Origin of the sequence: Streptomyces endocoffeicus, from assembly GCF_016741935.1 — a bacterium.
Lineage (GTDB): Bacteria > Actinomycetota > Actinomycetes > Streptomycetales > Streptomycetaceae > Streptomyces > Streptomyces endocoffeicus.
Genome location: NZ_JAERRG010000004.1, coordinates 193,100 through 212,363 on the forward strand (window position 1 = coordinate 193,100; position 19,264 = coordinate 212,363).

General features: G+C 70.1%; 17 protein-coding genes. 4 read left to right on the plus strand and 13 right to left on the minus strand.

Annotation, left to right across the window (positions count from 1 at the left end):
* Positions 1–36 precede the first annotated feature (36 nt).
* A complete protein-coding gene (locus JK364_RS13420) occupies positions 37–1,020 on the plus strand; it encodes a helix-turn-helix domain-containing protein (protein WP_201851016.1) in 984 nt (327 codons plus the stop codon).
* Positions 1,021–1,122: 102 nt separating this feature from the next.
* On the opposite strand, the gene JK364_RS13425 is transcribed toward JK364_RS13420, so the two are convergent.
* Positions 1,123–1,677: an SAM-dependent methyltransferase gene (locus JK364_RS13425; RefSeq protein WP_230991879.1), complete on the minus strand. Its 555-nt coding sequence runs from the start codon at positions 1,675–1,677 to the stop codon at positions 1,123–1,125.
* Between the two features lie 508 nt (positions 1,678–2,185).
* Between JK364_RS13425 and JK364_RS13430 the strand changes: the two genes are divergently transcribed.
* A complete protein-coding gene (locus JK364_RS13430; RefSeq protein ID WP_201851018.1) occupies positions 2,186–2,932 on the plus strand; it encodes a Uma2 family endonuclease in 747 nt (248 codons plus the stop codon).
* Positions 2,933–2,980: 48 nt separating this feature from the next.
* Here JK364_RS13430 and JK364_RS13435 read toward each other — a convergent pair whose 3' ends face one another.
* The 3 genes from JK364_RS13435 to JK364_RS13445 all read right to left on the minus strand — a co-directional run bounded on the left by JK364_RS13435 (position 2,981) and on the right by JK364_RS13445 (position 6,997).
* Entirely contained in the window at positions 2,981–4,735 is a 1,755-nt protein-coding gene (locus JK364_RS13435) for a glycine/sarcosine N-methyltransferase (RefSeq protein WP_230991880.1), read from the minus strand.
* Between the two features lie 128 nt (positions 4,736–4,863).
* Positions 4,864–6,015: a tRNA 2-thiouridine(34) synthase MnmA gene (gene mnmA, locus JK364_RS13440; RefSeq protein WP_201851020.1), complete on the minus strand. Its 1,152-nt coding sequence runs from the start codon at positions 6,013–6,015 to the stop codon at positions 4,864–4,866.
* 70 nt (positions 6,016–6,085) lie between these two features.
* Complete coding sequence (locus tag JK364_RS13445; RefSeq protein ID WP_201851021.1) at positions 6,086–6,997, minus strand: TIGR03619 family F420-dependent LLM class oxidoreductase; 912 nt, start codon at positions 6,995–6,997, stop codon at positions 6,086–6,088.
* Positions 6,998–7,254: 257 nt separating this feature from the next.
* On the opposite strand from JK364_RS13445, the gene JK364_RS13450 reads away from it, so the two are divergent.
* Positions 7,255–7,938 (plus strand): N-acetylmuramoyl-L-alanine amidase, encoded by a 684-nt coding sequence (locus JK364_RS13450; RefSeq protein ID WP_201851022.1) that lies wholly within the window; start codon positions 7,255–7,257, stop codon positions 7,936–7,938.
* A gap of 1 nt (position 7,939) precedes the next feature.
* Here the strand turns inward: JK364_RS13450 and JK364_RS13455 are convergent, their stop codons facing one another.
* A complete protein-coding gene (locus tag JK364_RS13455; protein WP_230991882.1) occupies positions 7,940–9,376 on the minus strand; it encodes a hypothetical protein in 1,437 nt (478 codons plus the stop codon).
* Between the two features lie 207 nt (positions 9,377–9,583).
* Complete coding sequence (locus JK364_RS13460; RefSeq protein WP_201851023.1) at positions 9,584–10,753, minus strand: cysteine desulfurase family protein; 1,170 nt, start codon at positions 10,751–10,753, stop codon at positions 9,584–9,586.
* A 147-nt stretch (positions 10,754–10,900) separates the two neighbouring features.
* On the opposite strand from JK364_RS13460, the gene JK364_RS13465 reads away from it, so the two are divergent.
* Positions 10,901–11,761, plus strand: a complete 861-nt coding sequence (locus tag JK364_RS13465) for an alpha/beta fold hydrolase (protein ID WP_201851024.1) — start codon at positions 10,901–10,903, stop codon at positions 11,759–11,761.
* Positions 11,762–11,951: 190 nt separating this feature from the next.
* Here JK364_RS13465 and JK364_RS13470 read toward each other — a convergent pair whose 3' ends face one another.
* From JK364_RS13470 to JK364_RS13500, 7 genes are all read right to left on the minus strand, one after another.
* Positions 11,952–12,845 (minus strand): SRPBCC family protein, encoded by an 894-nt coding sequence (locus tag JK364_RS13470; protein WP_201851027.1) that lies wholly within the window; start codon positions 12,843–12,845, stop codon positions 11,952–11,954.
* Positions 12,842–13,228, minus strand: a complete 387-nt coding sequence (locus tag JK364_RS13475) for an ArsR/SmtB family transcription factor (RefSeq protein ID WP_201851029.1) — start codon at positions 13,226–13,228, stop codon at positions 12,842–12,844. Before JK364_RS13475 ends, JK364_RS13470 begins: the two co-directional genes overlap by 4 nt.
* A 63-nt stretch (positions 13,229–13,291) precedes the next feature.
* Positions 13,292–13,951, minus strand: coding sequence for a trimeric intracellular cation channel family protein (locus JK364_RS13480; protein WP_201851031.1), 660 nt, complete (start codon positions 13,949–13,951; stop codon positions 13,292–13,294).
* 53 nt (positions 13,952–14,004) lie between these two features.
* Entirely contained in the window at positions 14,005–15,108 is a 1,104-nt protein-coding gene (locus JK364_RS13485) for an ABC transporter ATP-binding protein (RefSeq protein WP_201851033.1), read from the minus strand.
* A gap of 20 nt (positions 15,109–15,128) precedes the next feature.
* Positions 15,129–16,271: an ABC transporter ATP-binding protein gene (locus JK364_RS13490; RefSeq protein WP_230991883.1), complete on the minus strand. Its 1,143-nt coding sequence runs from the start codon at positions 16,269–16,271 to the stop codon at positions 15,129–15,131.
* On the minus strand, positions 16,268–17,242 hold the full coding sequence (locus tag JK364_RS13495; protein WP_230991884.1) for an ABC transporter permease: 975 nt from the start codon (positions 17,240–17,242) through the stop codon (positions 16,268–16,270). Before JK364_RS13495 ends, JK364_RS13490 begins: the two co-directional genes overlap by 4 nt.
* Positions 17,243–17,401: 159 nt before the next feature.
* Positions 17,402–19,159, minus strand: coding sequence for an ABC transporter substrate-binding protein (locus tag JK364_RS13500; protein ID WP_201851037.1), 1,758 nt, complete (start codon positions 19,157–19,159; stop codon positions 17,402–17,404).
* Positions 19,160–19,264 lie beyond the last annotated feature (105 nt).

Genomic DNA, 19,264 nt, shown 5'->3' on the forward strand with positions numbered 1-19,264 from the left:
GCTAAGGGCTCCTGCGCGGTGGAGGTTCAAGCGGCTGTGACCGGCGGCACACGAGGCGGGAACACGGTGGGCATCGGCGAGTTGGCCACGCGTACCGGACTGCCGGTGAAGACCATCCGCTACTACTCGGACATCGGGCTGCTGCCCGAGTGCGGGCGCAGCCCGGGCGGCCATCGCAGATACGCCGCGGACGCGCTGCCCCGGCTCCGGCAGATCCAGCGCCTGCGTGCGCTCGGCACTCCGATCGCCGCGATCGCCGCGGTCATGGCGGGGGAACGCTCACTGGCCGAACTCGTCACCCGCGAACTGGACGCGGTCCAGGAGCAGTTGCGCGAGGCGACCTGGCGCCGGGAGGTGTTCCGCGCGCTGGACGACTGCCCCGGGCCGGAGCGGCCGCGCCGCCTCGCCCTGCTCGCCGGGGTGGGCAGCCCGGACGACGCCCACGACCGGCTGGTGCGGTACTGGCACTGGGCGCTTCCGGCGGACCTGCCGCACCGGCTGGCCCAGGCCGTCATCGACGGGGCGGTGCCCGCGCCACCGGCCGCCCCGACCACCGCGAACGTCCTCGCCTACGCCGAACTCCACGCCGTGGCCACCGCCGAGGACCGGCGCCGCCAACCCCAGCCCCACCAGGTGGGCGACGTCGCGTCGTTCTACGCCGGTCTCCTGGACGCCTACGGGCTGGCGGGCGAGGCTCTGGTCTCCGGCCGCCCGGACCTGCGCGCCCAAGCGCTCGACCACTTCGTACGCGCCTACGCCCGCATCGGCGGCCATGACGACACACCGGCGTTCCGGGCGCGGCTGCGCGCCCGGTTCCGCCGGGGAACGCGCGCCGGTTCGTTCTCGCTGCGCTACTGGCGACAGGCCCTCGCCATCACCGGCGAGACCCCTCCGCCATCCGCGACCTCCGGCCAGGGGCACCTCGCGGCACCACTCGCCGCCCTGCACCACCAGGTCGCGGGCCTCCCGCTGAGCGCGAACACCCGGCGGGGTCACACCCGGCGCGGGATCAGCGGGTGAAGTGGGAGATGCCCCAGGTCACATGGCGGTTACTACCGCCCTCGACCCAGTTGCTCTGCCCCTTCTTCATATGGGTGAGGTAGTCGGCGCTGACCTGGTCCGTCAGGCCGTCCGCCTCCTGGCGCCAGGTTTCCTCCAGGGGGCGGCCTCCTCCAGGGGGCGGGCGCGGTTGCCGCTGTGCAGGAACGCGTCCTGGGACCAGACGACGTCGACGCTGTCGTCCGGCAGCGGGATGGACTCGAAGGAGCCGTCCATCACCTCGATGGCCTCGGTCAGCCCGCGCTCGGCGTTCAGCGCGCGATGCCGCTCGTTCTCCACCTCGCTGAGGTTGAGCGCCATGACGCGGCAGCCGTACGTCTCGGCCAGATAGCGCGCCGAGCCGCCGAAGCCCGCTCCGAGGTCGAGGACGACGGAGGACTCCGTCAGGTCGAGCTGCCCGGCCATCCGGGCCACGGTGCGCCTGCTGGCCTCGGCGATCGGCTCGTCGGGCCGGTCGTAGATGCCGATGTGGATGTCCTCGCCGCCCCAGACGCTCCAGTAGAAGGCGTCGGCGTCCGCGGAGTTGTAGTAGTCGCGGGCGGTGCCCACGGCTCCCGAGTACTCCCCGTCCGCCGTGACCGAACCGATCGGGCCGACCGGCTCCTCCGTCGTGCGCATCGCGTCGTGCGGCGCCTCGGCGAGCCGCGCGGAGCGGCGCCGTTGCCCGAGAGGGCCCGCAGCGTACGCCGCCGCCCGTGACGGACTCATCGCCGGATGCCGGAGAGACAGGAGCCGGGCGCCGAAGGTCCGACCACCGGTGGGGCGGGGGCCTGCCAAAGAACCCCGGCAGCAGGCTCCCACCCGATCACCCAACTTCTCATCCCAACGGGTGACTTCGGGGCGAATGTGCCAATGTGCGGGTTACATTCGCCGCGACAATCTCACGAAGATGTCGGCCCGGTCGGCCGTGCCTTGGAACAAGCCGCTCGGCGCGCGGGCAGCGCGGTGACCGTCGGCATCGCGGCGCCCGGCCGGTGGCCGGCCCCGCTCCGGAACCGCGACGGCTACGACCGCGCCTTCCGCCCGGGGCGCCGTCGTGGCTGCCGGGGCCCGGCGGGGGCCGCCGCGCCGCTTACCGCATGACCGAGCGTGAACCCACACACCAACCACGAGGGAGTGGTAAAGCATGACGCCTATACCCGACGACCCCCTTCGGGCAACGAGAAAACCGGAACGGGCAGCTCGTATGCGTGCCGCGGTGCAGGTTCCGCCGACCAGCGACGAGTCGGTGAGCGACCGCGCTGACTGTGTGCGGGGGCGGATACGCACAGCTACCCTGGCAGAAGCCAGGATCACGAGGGGAGGGCACACCATGACGGCGCAGATGGAGAGCCCAGTGCAGACGGAACAGATGCGGCGCTTTGAGGAGTTCGACGCGGCATTCCCGGACTACAAGGCCGAGATGATCGATGGAGAGGTATACGTCAGCACCGTGGTTACCAGCCCTCATGGGCAGATGGTCATGACCATCGGAGCCCAGCTTGTGTCCAAGTGGTGCGTCATGACCGAGGTCGACACCGTTTACGACGGGTGGCACGGTACGACGCTGCTCAGGCCGGACATCTCCGTCGTCGATCCCTCCCACCGGGGCACGCGACTGAAGCAGTTCCCCGCCGACGAGATCATCCTCGTGGGCGAGGTCGTCTCGGAGTCCAACCCCGAGAACGACACCGAGAAGAAGGTCAAGAAGTACGCCATTGCCGGAATCCCGTACTACCTGATCGTCGACCCCATCAAGGGAAGGTGCCTGCTCCACTCGCTCCCCAGCGGTGATCACTACCGCGCGTCGTTGGAGACCGACTTCGGTGACCCGGTACCGATCGGTGATCCGTTCGGCGCGACGCTCGACACCACGGCGCTCTACACCTACTGAAGGGCGTCCGGGAGCGGGGCGGGCCCGCTCCCGGACGCATGGCGGCGGTTAGCGGGTGAAGTGGAAGATGCCCCAGGTCACATGGCGGTTGCTACCGCCCTCGACCCAGTTGGTCAGCCCCTTCTTCATATGGGTGAGGTAGTCGGCGCTGACCTGCTCCGTCAGGCCGTCCGCCTCCTGCCGCCGGGTTTCCTCCAGCACCCGGGCGTAGTGGGTGATCAGATGCTCGCGGTGCTCCTGGAAGCCGCCGCCGACCTCGATGAAGCCGAGCCGCGCCAGTTCGTGGCGGTAGAACTCGGGCGACCCCATGGTCTCCAGATGGATGCGGTCCAGGATGGGGCGGAGGGTTTCGGCGGGGCAGCCGTCGGCCGCCATGGGGTCGGTGAAGATGAGGTGACCGCCGGGGCGCAGTACGCGGGCGGCCTCCTCCAGGGGGCGGGCGCGGTTGCCGCTGTGCAGGAACGCGTCCTGGGACCAGACGACGTCGACGCTGTCGTCCGGCAGCGGGATGGACTCGAAGGAGCCGTCCATCACCTCGATGGCCTCGGTCAGCCCGCGCTCGGCGTTCAGCGCGCGATGCCGCTCGTTCTCCACCTCGCTGAGGTTGAGCGCCATGACGCGGCAGCCGTACGTCTCGGCCAGATAGCGCGCCGAGCCGCCGAAGCCCGCTCCGAGGTCGAGGACGACGGAGGACTCCGTCAGGTCGAGCTGCCCGGCCATCCGGGCCACGGTGCGCCTGCTGGCCTCGGCGATCGGCTCGTCGGGCCGGTCGTAGATGCCGATGTGGATGTCCTCGCCGCCCCAGACGCTCCAGTAGAAGGCGTCGGCGTCCGCGGAGTTGTAGTAGTCGCGGGCGGTGCCCACGGCTCCCGAGTACTCCCCGTCCGCCGTGACCGAACCGATCGGGCCGACCGGCTCCTCCGTCGTGCGGTATTCCTTCTCCGCGACGTGGATGAAGAAGTCCGGCCGCTCCGCCCGGTAGGTGTGCTGGAAGTCGCCGTAGGTCTCGATCCGCTGGAAGCCGACCTCCTCCATCAGCCTGCGCGTGTAGTCCTTGCGCAGCGGAAACATGTTGAGGTGGTAGACGGATTCGTCGGGGAAGCTGTAGCGCATGCGCACCAGCCCCTCGTCCACGTACTCCGGTTCGACGGCGACGTCTTCTCCGCAGTAGTAGTACACATGCTTGCTGCTGTAGCCGCGATCAAGGATCGCGTCGTAGTTCCGGTGGTCCAGGATCAGGATTCCGTCATGCTTGAGCATGGCGTAGAACTCCGCGAGCGCCTTGCGCCGGTCACGCTCGGAGAACAGATGCGTGAAGGAGTTCCCGAGGCAGACGATGGCGTCGTACTCGCCGTGGGCGTCGCGGTTGAGCCAGCGCCAGTCGGCCTGGACGACGCGGAGGATGTGGTCACCGTGCTTGAGCCCGTTGGAGAATGCCTGGGCGAGCATCTCGGCACTGCCGTCGGCGCTCACGGCCTCGAATCCGGCCTCGAGCAGCCGGACCGAGTGGAAGCCGGTCCCGGTGGCCACGTCCAGGACCTTCTTGACGCCGCGCTCGCGCAGCAGGTCGATGAAGAACGTACCCTCGCTCTCCGCCCTCCGGTCCCAATCGATCAGCGAGTCCCACTTTTCTACGAAGCTGGGTACGTACTCCTCTGTGTAGTGATCAGTGTCCCTGACATCAACTGGATTGTCGCCAAATTTCTGTACAGGTTGCGCAGAAATAACGGAACCTCCGGTGCTGAGACAGCGGACCACGGCACCCGTGTCCGCGGGGCGCATTCCCAGATTCACGTGACGCATGCCACCGGAATGACCGGACGCACGTTAATTTAAGAAAAACTGATCGCGCCAAACGGAGATCAACCACCCAATCCTGACTTTCGGCTTCTTTCTCACCAAAAGCGGATATCCACCTGGGGACCAGGGGTCTACGAGGCGACCGCCCGGGCCCGCTCGGTCGCGGCGATGGTCGCGGAGCCGACCACCCGGGTGCCGTCGTAGAGCACGATCGCCTGCCCCGGCGCCACGCCCCGCACCGGCTCGGTGAAGGTCACCCGCAGCTCGCTTTCCCCGATCCGCTCGGCCATCACCTCGGTTTCCCCGCCATGTGCGCGCAACTGGGCGGTGTACCTGCCCGGACCCACCGGAGGGGCCCCGCACCAGCGCGGTTTGATGGCGGTGAGGGCGGTCACGTCCAGGGCCTCGACGGGGCCGACCGTGACCGTGTTGTCCACCGGGGAGATGTCCAGGACATAGCGCGGCTTGCCGTCGGGCGCCGGATGGCCGATGCGCAGCCCCTTGCGCTGGCCGATGGTGAAGCCGTACGCGCCCTCGTGGGTGCCCAGCCTGCGCCCGCCCTCGTCGACGATGTCGCCCTCGGCCGTGCCGAGGTGCCGGGCCAGGAAGCCCTGGGTGTCGCCGTCGGCGATGAAGCAGATGTCATGGCTGTCGGGCTTCTTGGCCACGGCCAGGTCCCGCCGCTCCGCCTCCGCGCGGATCTCGTCCTTGGTGGTCAGGGTGTCGCCGAGGGGGAACATCGCGTGGGCGAGCTGGCGCTCGTCGAGCACGCCGAGGACATAGGACTGGTCCTTGGCCATGTCGCTGGCCCGGTGCAGCTCGCGCGAGCCGTCCGCGCGCTCCACGACCGTGGCGTAGTGCCCGGTGCAGACGGCGTCGAAGCCGAGGGCGAGCGCCTTGTCCAGCAGCGCGGCGAACTTGATCTTCTCGTTGCAGCGCAGACACGGATTGGGGGTGCGGCCCGCCTCGTACTCGGCGATGAAGTCCTCGACCACGTCCTCACGGAAGCGCTCGGCGAGGTCCCACACGTAGAAGGGGATCCCGATCACATCGGCGGCCCGCCGGGCGTCCCGCGAGTCCTCGATGGTGCAACAGCCACGGGCGCCGGTGCGGAACGACTGCGGGTTGGCGGAGAGCGCGAGATGGACGCCGGTCACATCGTGGCCCGCCTCGGCCGCCCGCGCGGCGGCGACCGCGGAGTCCACACCGCCGGACATGGCGGCGAGGACGCGCAGCCGACGGCCGTCGCGGGGACCTGTGGGCGCACCGGGGAAGTCAGTCATAACCCGGCCAGCATAAGTCGCCGCATGCGCGACGGCTAAATGGGTATGGGGCGGCCGGCCGCCGCCCCGCTCAGCTCGCCCGCGCCCGCTCCAGCACCCGCTGGACGAGGTCCAGGGCCTGGTCGGCGTCCTTGCCGAGGTAGATCAGATCGACGAAGGCGTGCTGGATGCCCGCCTCCCGCTCGGCCCGGACCAGGGTCGTCGCGATGTCGTCCACGGAGGCGTCGGCGCTCGGGTTGACCCGCAGGATCGCGTCGAATGCCGCCGGGTCCCGGCCCTCCCGCTCGACCGCTTCCCGCACCCCGGGCAGCCGCTCGGCGAGGTCGGCGACGGGGTCGGGCGCTCCGGACGCGGCGGGGACGACCGCGATGGGCAGCCAGCCGTCGGCGCGCCGGGCCACCCGGCGCATGGCCGCGGGCGCGAAGGCGGCGAGGTAGACGGGCGGGCGGGGGCGCGAGGCCGGTTTGAGGTCCACGTGGGAGGCGGGCACGGTCCAGTGGTCCCCGCGGTACTCGACCGGGTTCCGGGTCCACCAGGCGTCCAGGGCGTCGAGGCATTCGTCGAGGCGCCGGCCGCGCTCGGCCATGGGGACGTCCACCGCCTCGTACTCCTCGGGCGACCAGCCGGTGCCGAGCCCGACCAGCAGCCTGCCCGCGCTCAGCACATCGATGGTGGTGAGGGTGCGGGCGAGCAGCGCGGGCGGATACCAGGGGGCGTTGATGACATCGGTGCCGAGCTCGATCCGCTCGGTGGCCGCGGCGGCGGTGGCCAGCACGGCGAAGGGGTCCAGCGCGGCGCGGAATTCGGGCGGGATCACATCGGTGCCCGCGTAGCCGACGATCGGGTCGACCGGGGCGAGCAGGCGGTCCCCGACCCACAGGCTGTCCGCGCCGAGCTCCTCGGCCTGGCGCGCGAACCGCGCGATGGCCTCGGGGTGGTGGGCGAGCGGACCGAACTGGGGAAGGGCGAATCCGATGCGCATACCGTCAGCTCCTCGTCGAGCGGATGGACACATTCCGGCGGATACGTTCCGGGCGGACACATTCGGGGCGGATGCATTCCGGCGGACGCACTCCACGGTACGGAGAGCCACCGGGAAGTACGGGAGGCGCGGGGCCCCAGAGACAGTTCAACGTTCATCTACCCGGACGGCCAGAGGGCCACCGTCCGGAGCGAAGGGTTCTCGCCATGATCCCCGCGGCCGGAACCCGACGCACTCCCCCGCGCGTTGAGCGTTCCGTGAGCGAGACCACGACCGGCGGTGGACGCCGCGTCAGCAGGCGCACCCTCCTGATCGGCGGCTCGGCGGCCGGTCTCGGGGCGGGTGTCGGGGCCTATGCCGCGCGGGACGAGCTGGCCCGGATGTGGTGGCGGCTGCCCGGGATCGACAAGCCCCGCGAGGCGGGGGCGGTCGACCAGCCGGGCGCGGAGTGGATCGCGGCCTCGGGCGCGAACTGGCGGCGGGCGGACCGCCCGGACGACTACACCATCGACCGGGTGGTGATCCATGTGGTCCAGGGCAGCTTCGCCGACGCGGTGCGGGTCTTCCGGGACCCCGGACACCGCGCCGCGGCGCACTATGTGGTGCGCCGCGACGGGCATGTCGCGCAGCTGGTCCGGGAGCTGGACGTGGCGTTCCACGCGGGCAACCGCTCGTACAACGAGCGCAGTATCGGCATCGAGCACGAGGGGTTCGTGAGCGAGCCGAGCTCCTTCACGGACGCGATGTACCGCGCCTCGGCACGGCTGACCGCGTCGATCTGCGAGCGGTACGACATCCCCCGGGACCGTGAGCACATCGTCGGCCATGTGGAGGTGCCGGGCACCGATCACACCGACCCCGGCCGCCACTGGGACTGGGACCGCTACATACGGCTGGTGCGAGCGGTGCGCGTGACACCGGCGGCGAAGCGACGGACCTGACTCAGGCTCCGAAGACGATGGCGAGCGGACGGGCCGCGCTGTCGCTGGTGGGCCTGCTCGCCTTGCTGTCGCCGATGTAGAGCTTCTTGCCGGTGTAGATCATGGTGCAGTCCCCGTAGGTGTCCATGTCGGACTCGACGTCCTTCATGTCGTCCGGGTGGGTCTGGAGCGTCTCCATCGCGAAGGTCTTGGGATCGACGCGCACGACCCCGCCGGCCTCGCTGTACATGGAGCCCAGATAGGCGATCAGGGAGCCGTCGTCATCGGTCTGGACGGGGATCAGCGACCGGCTCTCCGCCATCTTCGTCTTCCCGGTCTCCTTACCGGTCTTCAGGTTCAGGCCGGAGATCCGGTCCCCCGGGCCGCCGTGGTCCACGTCCACCTCCGAGGAGAGGTAGAGGGTGCTGCTCGCCTTGTCGAGGGCGAGTTCGGTGCAGCCCTCCACGCTCGTGGCCGGGCAGTTGGGCTGGTACCCCTTGGCCAGGACGTCGATGGTGCTGAGCAGCTTGCCCTGCTTGCCGCTGTCGTCGATGGTCAGGATGTCCGTGGTGCCGGTTCCGGCGTCCGAGTCGCCGGTGTCGACGGCCACGACGAGCGGCGCGGTGGAGATCACATGCGCGTACTCGACCTTCTCGTCCAGCTTGTAGGAGGAGAGCACGTCGCGGGTCTTGGGATCGACCGTCTGGACCTCCAGCCGCTTTTCGCTGGAGTTCTCGCTGCTGTCGCAGCCGCGAATCGCGACGATCTTGTCCTCGCCGCCCGCGTAGCCGTCGTCGTCACAGTCCGCGAGGTACGCGGGCTTCCACAGCGGCTTGCCGTCGAGCGACCAGGCTCCCCCGCCGCCGGTGCCGCCCGCGGCCACGGTGCCACCGCCGATGGTGACCTCGTCGAACTGCACCCCGGCGTTGCCCTCGCTGTCCGACCCCTCCTTCTGCCAGACCAGCTTGCCCTTCTTCAGGTCGACCAGCCCGACCTTGGTGCACAGCGCGTCCTCGCCCGCGCCGTCCCGGAACAGGATCGCGGTCAGACCGTCCTTGGTCATATGCGGTGAGGCCCAGCAGAGCTGTCCGCCGAGCGGAATCTGCCACTTGGACTTGGCGCCGTCGAGCGAGTAGCCGACGATCTTGTTGACGTCGCCCTTCACAAAGGCCGAGTCGGTCACCCAGGTGCCCATGGTGTTGGCCTCCTTGCCGACCTTCGGCATGGCGACCTTGCCCAGCGTCTTCGCCTGGGCGCCCTTGGACGACGACCCCCCGTCCCCGCCGTCGTCATCCCCGGACCCGCAGCCGCTCACCAGGGCGGCCGCGAGGACCCCGCCCGCGATGAGCTTCAGGGCGGGCTTGGAGCGCCACCCCCGCGACGGCGGCCGCCGCACCCCCCGCGGCTGCGGGGGCTGGTGCGACGGCTGGTGGTGCGGCGGCAGCGAAGGCTGCGACATCGATGAACTCCTGGATTTCCCCGTGAAGAAAACCTGTGCGCTTTCCCGCGCATGACAGGTCTCGTTGACGGGCAAATCCTTTCCCACGGCTCTCCGCCATTTCAAGCGGAGACCGGTGTTCCGTAGGTTATGTGAAATGGCCGCCGGAACAATTCGAATTCCGTGGTTATGATGAGGCGGTCCGGGCGAGGGCCGTCGGCGGGGCCGTCAGCTGAGCCCCGCCCCGCGCGCCCGTTCCACCGCCGGGCCGATCGCCTCCGCGACGGCCTCCACATCGGCCTTGGTCGAGGTGTGGCCGAACGAGAAGCGCAGGGTGCCCCGGGCCAGCTCGGGGTCGCTGCCGGTGGCCAGGACCACATGGCTGGGCTGCGCGACACCGGCCGTGCAGGCCGAGCCCGTCGAGCATTCGATGCCCTGCGCGTCCAGCAGCAGAAGCAGCGAATCGCCCTCGCAGCCGGGGAAGGAGAAGTGGGCATTGGCGGGGAGCCGGCCCGCCGGGTCGGGGTCGCCGCCGAGGACCGCGTCGGGCACGGCGGTACGGACGGCGGTGATCAGCGCGTCGCGCAGGGCGCCGATCTCGCGGGCGAACTCCTCGCGGTGCTCGGTGGCATGCGCACCGGCCACGGCGAAGGCGGCGATGGCCGGGGTGTCGAGCGTCCCGGAGCGCACCTGGCGCTCCTGGCCGCCGCCGTGCAGCACGGGCACGGGGGTGTGCTCACGGCCGAGCAGCAGCGCGCCGATGCCGTACGGGCCGCCTATCTTGTGGCCGCTCACGGTCATCGCGGCCAGCCCCGAGGCGGCGAAGTCGACCTCGACCTGACCGAACGCCTGCACCGCGTCGGCATGCAGCGGAACGCCGAATTCGGCGGCGGTGGCGGCGAGTTCACGGACCGGCTGGACGGTGCCGATCTCGTTGTTGGCCCACATGACGGTGGCGAGGGCGACATCCGAGGGATCGCGGGCGATCGCCTCGCGCAGCGCCTCGGGGTGGACCCGCCCGAGGGAGTCGACCGGCAGCCATTCGACCCGCGCGCCCTCGTGCTCGGCGAGCCAGTCGACCGCGTCGAGCACGGCGTGGTGCTCCACGGGGCTGGCGAGCAGCCGGACGCGGGCCGGATCGGCGTCCCTGCGGGACCAGTAGAGCCCCTTGACCGCGAGGTTGTCGGCCTCGGTACCTCCTGCGGTGAAGACGACCTCGCTCGGGCGGGCGCCCAGCGAGGCGGCAAGGGATTCGCGCGACTCCTCGACGGTACGGCGGGCACGCCGGCCGGCGGCGTGCAGCGAGGAGGCGTTGCCCGTGACGGCGAGCTGGGCGGTCATCGCCTGCACCGCCTCCGGGAGCATCGGAGTGGTGGCGGCGTGGTCGAGGTAAACCATGGTGGCCTCGATTCTACGAGGCGTTGTGGGGGTGCGTACCAGGTGCGTGGGGGTGTGGTTCGCGCAGGGGCTTTTCGCGCCGCCTCCGCGGATCGTCTCGCGGTAACCCCTCGACAGCGACGGTAAGGAGTGTCTACGGTTTTACTCATGACGGGCACTGAGTGGAAGACCGAATGGAAACTGGACCGCAGCTACCTCAGCTCCTCCGGCGAGGTCCGCTGGGCCGAGTTCGGCGCGCCGGACGCGCCGCCGGTCGTGCTGCTGCACGGCACACCGTTCTCGTCGTACGTATGGCGAGGCTTCGCCCGCGGGCTGGCCGACCGGTACCGGGTGTTCGTCTGGGACATGCCGGGCTACGGGGCCTCCGAGAAGCGGGCCGGCCAGGACGTCTCGCTGGCCGCCCAGGGCCGGGTCTTCGGTGAGCTGCTCGAGGAGTGGGGGCTGACCGGGGAGGGGGCGGAGCCGGCCGTCGTCGCCCATGACTTCGGCGGCTGCGTCGCCCTGCGCGCGCATCTGCTGCACGGGGCGAGGTACCGGCGGCTGGCGCTGGTCGATCCGGTGGCCCTTCCGCCCTTCGGCTCCGCCACCTATCAGCTGTTCGGCGGTCACGCCGAGGTCTTCGAGCAGCTTCCACCGGCGCCGCACCGGGCGCTGGTGCGGGAGTACATCGGGTCGACGGGCGGGCCGGGGCTGCACCCGGCGGTGTGGGAGCGGCTTGTCGAGCCGTGGTGCGGTGAGTCGGGACAGCCCGCGTTCTACCGGCAGATCGCGCAGAACGATCAGCGGTTCATCGATGAGATCGAGGGCCGGTATGGGGAGGTTGAGCCTCCGGTGCTGGTGTGCTGGGGCACGGCGGATGCGTGGATTCCGGTGGCACATGCGCATGAGCTGGCCGCTCGGATTCCGGGGGCGCGGCTTCGGCTGATCGAGGGGGCGGGGCATCTGGTGCAGGAGGATGCGCCCGCGGAGTTGGGCGTTGCGCTCAGCGGGTTCCTCGGCGAGGGCTGAGGGGGCGCCTACGGCGGTTGCTCCCCCACCCCGCCCCTTCCCGAAACTGGGGGCTGCGCCCCCAGCCCCCGCTTCGGGGGCTCCGCCCCCGGACCCCCGCTCCTCAATCGCCGGAGGGGCTGGATTGGGTCCCCAAGCGCCAGGTGGGCCGGAATGCGGGCTGAGCGTTGGCGCCGGGCGGGCTCGCGGTTCAGGCGCCCATCCGGAGGAGTTCGGCCGCCAAGCGGGCGATGTGGTGGCGCCAGGCCTTTTGGGCTTCGGTGCGTTCCGCGTCGGCGGCCGCCGGGCCCGTTTGGGTGAGGATGAGGCGGGCGCCGTGGCCGGTGCCTTCGGTGAGTTCCCAGCGGACCGTTCCGGCGGGGTGGCCGCCGCGCTGCCAGTCGTAGGTGAGCACCCGGGGCGGGCGCGCCTCGGTGATCGGGCCCGCCGGGACCGCGTCCGTGCGGAAGCCCGAGGGGACCGGCGCCCCGGCCGTCGGTTCGGCGGTGGTGTCGGCGGTGGTGTCGGTGGCCGGGCCGGTCAGCGCCCGCCACGCCGTCTCGGCGGGGCGGACCAGCTGGCGCTCGAAGCGCAGCCGCCAGCCGCCGTCCTCGGTGGTCTCCACCGTGCCCTCGGCGAGCCCGAACGCCTCGACGTACTGCTCGTGCAGTTCGGCCATGTCGCCGCGGGCGACCTCCTCGCCGCCGAGCAGGGCGGCGAGCCCCGTGATGCAGGCGTGCCAGCCGGAGGCGAAGCTGGCCGCGCCGAAGCGGTCGCCGAAGGTGTGGGTGAGGGTCAGCACGGAGCCGTCGCCCTCGGGGCGCAGCTCCCAGCGGAGCTCGTCCTCGCCCCAGGTGAAGGCGAAGACATGGGGCGGGTCGAGCTCGGTGACGACGCCGTCCATGTCCGGGCCCTCGCGCCCGGGGAAGACGAAGCCCATCCTGCCCCCGACCTCGAGCTCGACCTGGACCTCCGAGGGGAACCAGTGGGCGAGCTGGGCGGGCTCGGTGAGCGCCCGCCAGACCTTCTCCGGGGGATGGGCGAGCCGGCGCTCGAGGCGCAGGGCCGAGCGGCCGCCGTCGGACTGGGCGAGGGTGTCTTTCATGGCGCTTCTCCGTCGGGTGGGTCGGGGGGTGCGTCGCGTGTGCCGAGTGGCCCGGGTGCGCCGGTCGCCTCGGGGAGCTCCGGCATCGTGTCCAGGTGTCGTTCGAGCGCGTCGAGACGGCCGGTCCACAGCCGACGGTACGGCGCCAGCCAGGCGTCCACCTCGGCGAGCGGCTCCGGGCAGAGCTCGTACCAGCGGCGCTGGGCGTCCCGGCGGACCCGGACCAGACCGGCCTCGCGCAGCACCCGCAGGTGCTTGGAGGTGCCCGGCTGGGTGAGCCCCAGGCGCTCGGTCAGCTCACCGACCAGGCGGGGCCGCTCCAGCAGGAGGTCCAGGATCTGCCGTCGGCTCGGCTCCGCGAGCACATCGAACGGTATGGCCATGACCTCAACATAACGTCCCGGCTATATAACCGCAAGGGAATGAAAGCGCGGAACGAGCCCGCCTCAGGGCTCCTCCGTCGCCGTACTGCGCCGGTTCCACGCCCTCGGCGCCCGCCAGCCGCACCGCATCGCCGCCAGCCGCACCACGAACGCCACGGCGGCCGCGAGCGCGCTCGTGGCCGCCGTAAGGGCGTCGTAATGGAGCAGCAGGGCCGCTATCGAGGAGCCGACGATGGCCGGGACGGCGTACAGGTCCCGGTCCCAGCGCAGCAGTGAGGGCACCTCATGGGCGAGGAGGTCGCGGAGCACACCGCCGCCGACCGCCGTGGCCATGCCGAGGGTGACGGACGAGGTGAGGCCGAGCCCGAAGTCATGGGCCTTCATCGTGCCCTCGACGCAGAACAGCCCCAGCCCGGCCGCGTCGAAGACCCCCACGGACGCCGTGATCCGCTCGACCTCGGGGTGGAGGAAGAAGACGAGGGCGGTGGCCACGAGCGGGGTGAAGAAGTAGCCGAGGTCGGTGAAGGCGATGGGCGGCACCGCGCCGATCACCAGGTCGCGGAAGACACCGCCACCCAGCGCGGTGACCTCGGCGAGCACCGCCATGCCGAAGACATCGAAGTTCTTCCGGACGGCGAGCAGGGCGCCGGATATCGCGAAGACGAAGATCCCGGCGACTTCCAGGGCGTGCTGGACGGACGGGGTGAACAGTTCGGTGGGCACCCGCCATTGTTATCCGCGGACGCCCACGGCCCCCGTCCGGGCCCCGTCCCGTCTCAGCTGTCGGTCTTCTTCGTCACCTTCTGTGCCGACTCGGCACCGGGGTTCTCCCGCGGCGCCTGGCCGGAGCCACCCGCCGGTAGCTCCACATCGGACACGGACTCCGGGTGGTGGCAGGCCACCTGGTGGCCGGTGGCCAGCGCCACCAGCGGCGGCTCCTGGCTCTTGCACACCTCGGTCGCCTTCCAGCACCGGGTGTGGAAGCGGCAGCCGGACGGCGGGGCGATCGGCGAGGGCACATCGCCCTTGAGCAGGATCCGCTCGCGCTTGGCGCGCCGCCTGGGGTCCGGCACCGGCACCGCGGACAGCAGCGCCTTGGTGTACGGGTGCATGGGGCGCTCGTAGAGGTCCTTGCGGTCCGCCAGCTCGACGATCTTCCCCAGGTACATCACCGCGATCCGGTCCGACACATGGCGGATGACCGACAGGTCGTGCGCGATGATCACATACGTCAGGCCCAGCTCGTCCTGGAGGTCGTCCAGCAGGTTGACCACCTGCGCCTGGATCGACACGTCCAGCGCCGAGACCGGCTCGTCGGCCACGACCAGCTTGGGCTTGAGGGCCAGCGCGCGGGCGATGCCGATGCGCTGCCGCTGACCGCCGGAGAACTCGTGCGGATAGCGGTTGTAGTGCTCGGGGTTGAGCCCGACCAGCTCCAGCAGCCGCTGGACCTCCGCCTTGACCCCGCCCTCGGGGGTGACGCCCTGGAGCCGGAAGGGCGCGCTGACGATCGCGCCGACGGTGTGCCGGGGGTTCAGCGAGGAGTACGGGTCCTGGAAGATCATCTGGACGTCACGCCGCATCGGCCGCATCTGGGCGGTGTTGAGATGCGTGATGTCCTTGCCCTCGAACTCGATCTTGCCCGAGGTGGGTTCGAGCAGCCGGGTGACCAGCCGCCCCATGGTGGACTTGCCGCAGCCCGACTCGCCCACCACGCCCAGGGTCTCCCCCGGCCGGACGTCGAAGTCGAGCCCGTCGACCGCCTGGACCGCACCGGACTGCCGCTGGAGCAGCCCCTTCTTGAGGGGGAAGTGCTTGACCAGACCCGACACCTTGAGCAGGGGCTCGGGCGACGTCGTCGCCTTCTCCGGGACCGTCATCTTCGGATCCTTCGTGTCGGTCACAGCTTCGGCGCAATCTCTTCGGTCCAGATCCGGGTGCGCTCCTCCTGCGTCATATGGCACGCGGAGAAGTGCCCGCCGCCCCCGGCCTCGGTGAGCTCCGGCCGCTCGGTGCGGGTGATGTTGTCCTTCGGCACATCGGCGTACGGGCAGCGCGGGTGGAAGGCGCAGCCGGACGGCACGTTGATGAGGCTGGGCGGGGAGCCCTTGACCGGGATGAGCCGCTCGGTCTGGTCGCGGTCGATACGGGGCATCGAGCCCAGCAGCCCCCAGGTGTACGGGTGCTGGGGCTCGTAGAAGACCTTGTCGGCCGGGCCGCGCTCGACACAGCGGCCGCCGTACATCACCAGCAGATCGTCGGCGAGCTCGGCGACCACGCCCAGGTCATGGGTGATGATGATGACCGCGGAGCCGAACTCCTTCTGCAGATCCCGGATGAGGTCGAGGATCTGCGCCTGGACGGTGACGTCCAGGGCGGTGGTCGGCTCGTCGGCGATCAGCAGCTCGGGGTTGTTGACCAGCGCCATCGCGATCATGGCGCGCTGGCGCATCCCGCCGGAGAACTCGTGCGGATAGCTGTCCACCCGCTTGTCGGGCTGCGGGATGCCGACGCGGTCCAGCAGCTCGATCGCGCGCTTGCGGGCCACGTCCTTGGTGACCTCGTGGTGCACCCGGTACGCCTCGATGATCTGGCGGCCGATGGTGTAGTACGGGTGCAGCGCGGACAGCGGATCCTGGAAGATCATCGACATCTCGCGGCCGCGCAGCTTGCGCACCTCGTCGGGGTCGGCGCCCAGCAGTTCCTGGCCGTTGAGCCAGATCTCACCGGAGATCCGCGCCTTGCGGCGGCCGTACTGGCCCGCGGTGTGCAGCCCCATGATGCCGAGCGAGGTGACGGACTTGCCGGAGCCGGACTCGCCGACGATGCCGAGCGTCTTCCCCTTCTCCAGCCGGAAGCTGAGCCCGTCCACGGACTTCACCAGACCGTCGTCGGTCGGGAAGTGGACGTGCAGATCGCGCACCTCGAGGAAGGCGGTGGGGGCGGGCGAGCCCGCCGCGGCCACCTCGCCCACGGCGGCGGTCCCGGTGGCCGGCAGATCGCCGTTCCCGGGCTGTCCGGAGGGCTTGGTCAGGTCGGTCATCCGAGCCTCACTCGCGGGTCGATGACGGCGTACAGGAGGTCCACGACGAGGTTGGCGACCACGATGAAGACGGCCGCGATCAGGGTGACGCCGAGGATGACCGGCAGGTCCTTCTCGGTGATCGCGTTCACCGCGAGCCGCCCGAGGCCGGGCAGGTTGTAGGTGGTCTCGGTGAGGACCGCGCCGCCCAGCAGCGCGCCCAGGTCGAGGCCGAGCAGGGTGAGGACCGGGGTCCAGGTCGAGCGCATCGCGTGCCGGCCGATGACCACCCGCTCCCGCAGACCCTTGGCGCGGGCGGTGCGGATGTAGTCCTCGCCCATGATCTCCAGCATGGTGGCCCGGGTGAGCCGGGCGTACATCGCCGCGTAGAGGAAGGCGAGCGTGATCCACGGGAGGATCAGGCTCTCGAACCACATCGCCGGATCGTCGCCGAACCCCTTGTAGTCCACGTTGACCCACTTCAGCGAGTAACTGAAGATCGCCAGCGAGAGCAGACCGGTGAAGTAGATCGGCAGCGAGACACCGGCCAGCGCGACCGTCATCGCCGAGCGGTCCCACAGGGTGCCCCGGCGCAGCGCGGAGACGACACCGGTGGTGATACCGCCCACCAGCCACAGCAGACAGGCGCCCGCGGCGAGCGAGAGGGTGACCGGCATGGCGTCGGTGAGCTGCGGCCACACCGCCTGCTCGGTGCGGAAGGAGTAGCCGAAGCAGGGCGCCGGGCAGTGGGTGACGTCCGTGCCGTTGGCGTAGTCCCGGCCGGCGAACAGGCCCTGGACGAAGTGCCAGAACTGCACCAGGACCGGATCACCGAGGCTGAGCTTCTGGCGGATGCCCTCGATGGCCGCGGGGTCGGCCTGCTTGCCGACGAACAGCAGCGCGGGATCGGCACCGGCCCACTTCGGGATCACGAAGAAGATGGCGAAGGTCGTAAGGGTGACGACCAACAGCATCACGACGACGGCGAACAAGCGCCGGATGAGATAAGCAAGCACTGTGCGCGGCCCGGGGGTGGCCCGTGATACCCCGGTCGAGGGGTATCACGGGCCACCGCCCGCGGCCATCACCTGCCCTTCGGGCCTATCGGTGCGGCGATGGTTAACGTGTGCGGCGGATCGGGTGACCGGCCGTCACTTGACGACGCCCAGCTGGGAGTAGTCGTAGCGGCCGTTGTAGGCCGCCGACGAGAAGGCGTTCGTCAGCCGCGAGCTGCGCCAGGTGATGTTCTTCTCGTAGATGAACGGCATCTGCACGGCCAGGTCGCTGACCTTGTGGTTCATCTTCTGGTAGATCGCGCCGGCCTTGCCGGGGTCGGTCTCCTTGAGCGCGTCGTCGAAGTACTTGTTGATCTCCGCGTTGTTGGTCTCGGAGACGTTGTAGTTACCGGTCTGCTCGATGAAGCGGCCGTCGATCAGCGGCTGGGAGAAGCCCTGGCCGGTCGGGAAGTCGGGGCCCCAGCCGGTCATGGACAGGCCGTAGCCGCGCTTCTTCATCACCGCCGGCGAACCGGTGATGCTGGCGGAGGTGCTGCCCTGGATCGGCTCCACGTTGAGGCTGATGCCGACCTTCTTCAGCGACGCCTGGAGCGCCTCGGCGGCGTCGACCTCGGCGGGCTGGTCGCTGCGGGCCACGATGCTGGTGGAGAAGCCACCCGCCTTGCCGCACTGCTTGAGCTCGTCCTTGGCCTTGGCCAGGTCCGCCTTGCCACCGCGCTTGACGATGCCGTACGGGTCGTAGTCGTCCGCGCCCTTCACGCTCTTGGGGAGCATGTTGGTGGCGATGTCACCACCGGCCTGCGGGCCACCGCGGGTGGTCTGGAGCGACTTGTAGTCGGTGCCGTAGATGACCGCCTTGCGGCAGTGGATGTTGTCGAGCGGCTTGACCTTGGTGGTGAAGTCGACGTACCGGACGAAGCTGGTGACGATGTTGTCGACGTTGCCCTTGTTGTGCTTGAGGGCGTCGTTACGGCCCGAGGGGGTCATACCCGTGGCGCTGAGGAAGACGTCGTAGTCGCCCTTGATCAGCAGCCGGTCGATCGCCTCGAGGTTGGAGTTGAAGGTGACCGAGACCTTGTCCGGCAGGGCCGGGCGGATCGGGTCGGACGCCTTCTTCCAGTTGGGGTTGCGGACCAGCGACAGGCTCTTGCCCGGGGCGTACGACTGGACCTTGTACGGACCGGAGGAGAACGGCCGGTTGGTGTACTTGGCGCCGGTGTCCTTGTCCGCCTTCACCGGGGAGCCGGTCGGCATCGCGAGCATCTGCTCGAAGTCACCGTTGGGCTTGGCGAGGTTGAAGACGATGGTCTTGTCGTTCGGCGTCTGGATCGCCTTCAGGCCCAGCTTGTCCTTGGCCTTGTCCTTGTACGGGCCCTTGTACTCGCCCTTGGGGTCCAGGACCTGGCGCAGATAGCCGGGGCCGCCGGAGACGACGTCCTTGGCCCAGATGCGCTCGATGCCGTACTTGACGTCCTTGGACGTGATCGGGGAGCCATCCTCCCAGGTGATCCCGTCGCGCAGGGTGTAGGTGTAGGTCTTACCACCGTTGGTGATCTTGCCGGTGGAGGTGGCGAGGTCCGGGGTCAGCTCGTTCGCGGCATTGCCCGGCTTCGGCGTGTAGGAGATCAGTTGGCGCGCGTAGAAGCGGGAGAAGTCCCAGGCGAACCCGTAGTACTGACGCTGCGGGTCGAGGGAGTCGAACTCCTGCTTGTTGACGAACTTGAGGGTGCCGCCCTTCTTGGCGGACTTGGCTGCGACACCCTTCACCGCGGCGTTGAACCCGGCACCCGAGCCCTCTTCGTCGGAACCGCCACCGCAAGCGGCGGTGGCCAGGAGAGCGCCGACGACAGCCGCCGCTCCGGCGATCCGCCTGCTTCTCGACGAACGTTTCATAGTTGCTGCAACCTCCGGGTTAGAGCGGTCCTGGGCATGGCGCCGCGGAATACCTTGGGAAGCCGTCTGCCGGATGTGGCAGGGGCTGCTGATTGCGTTCGAGTA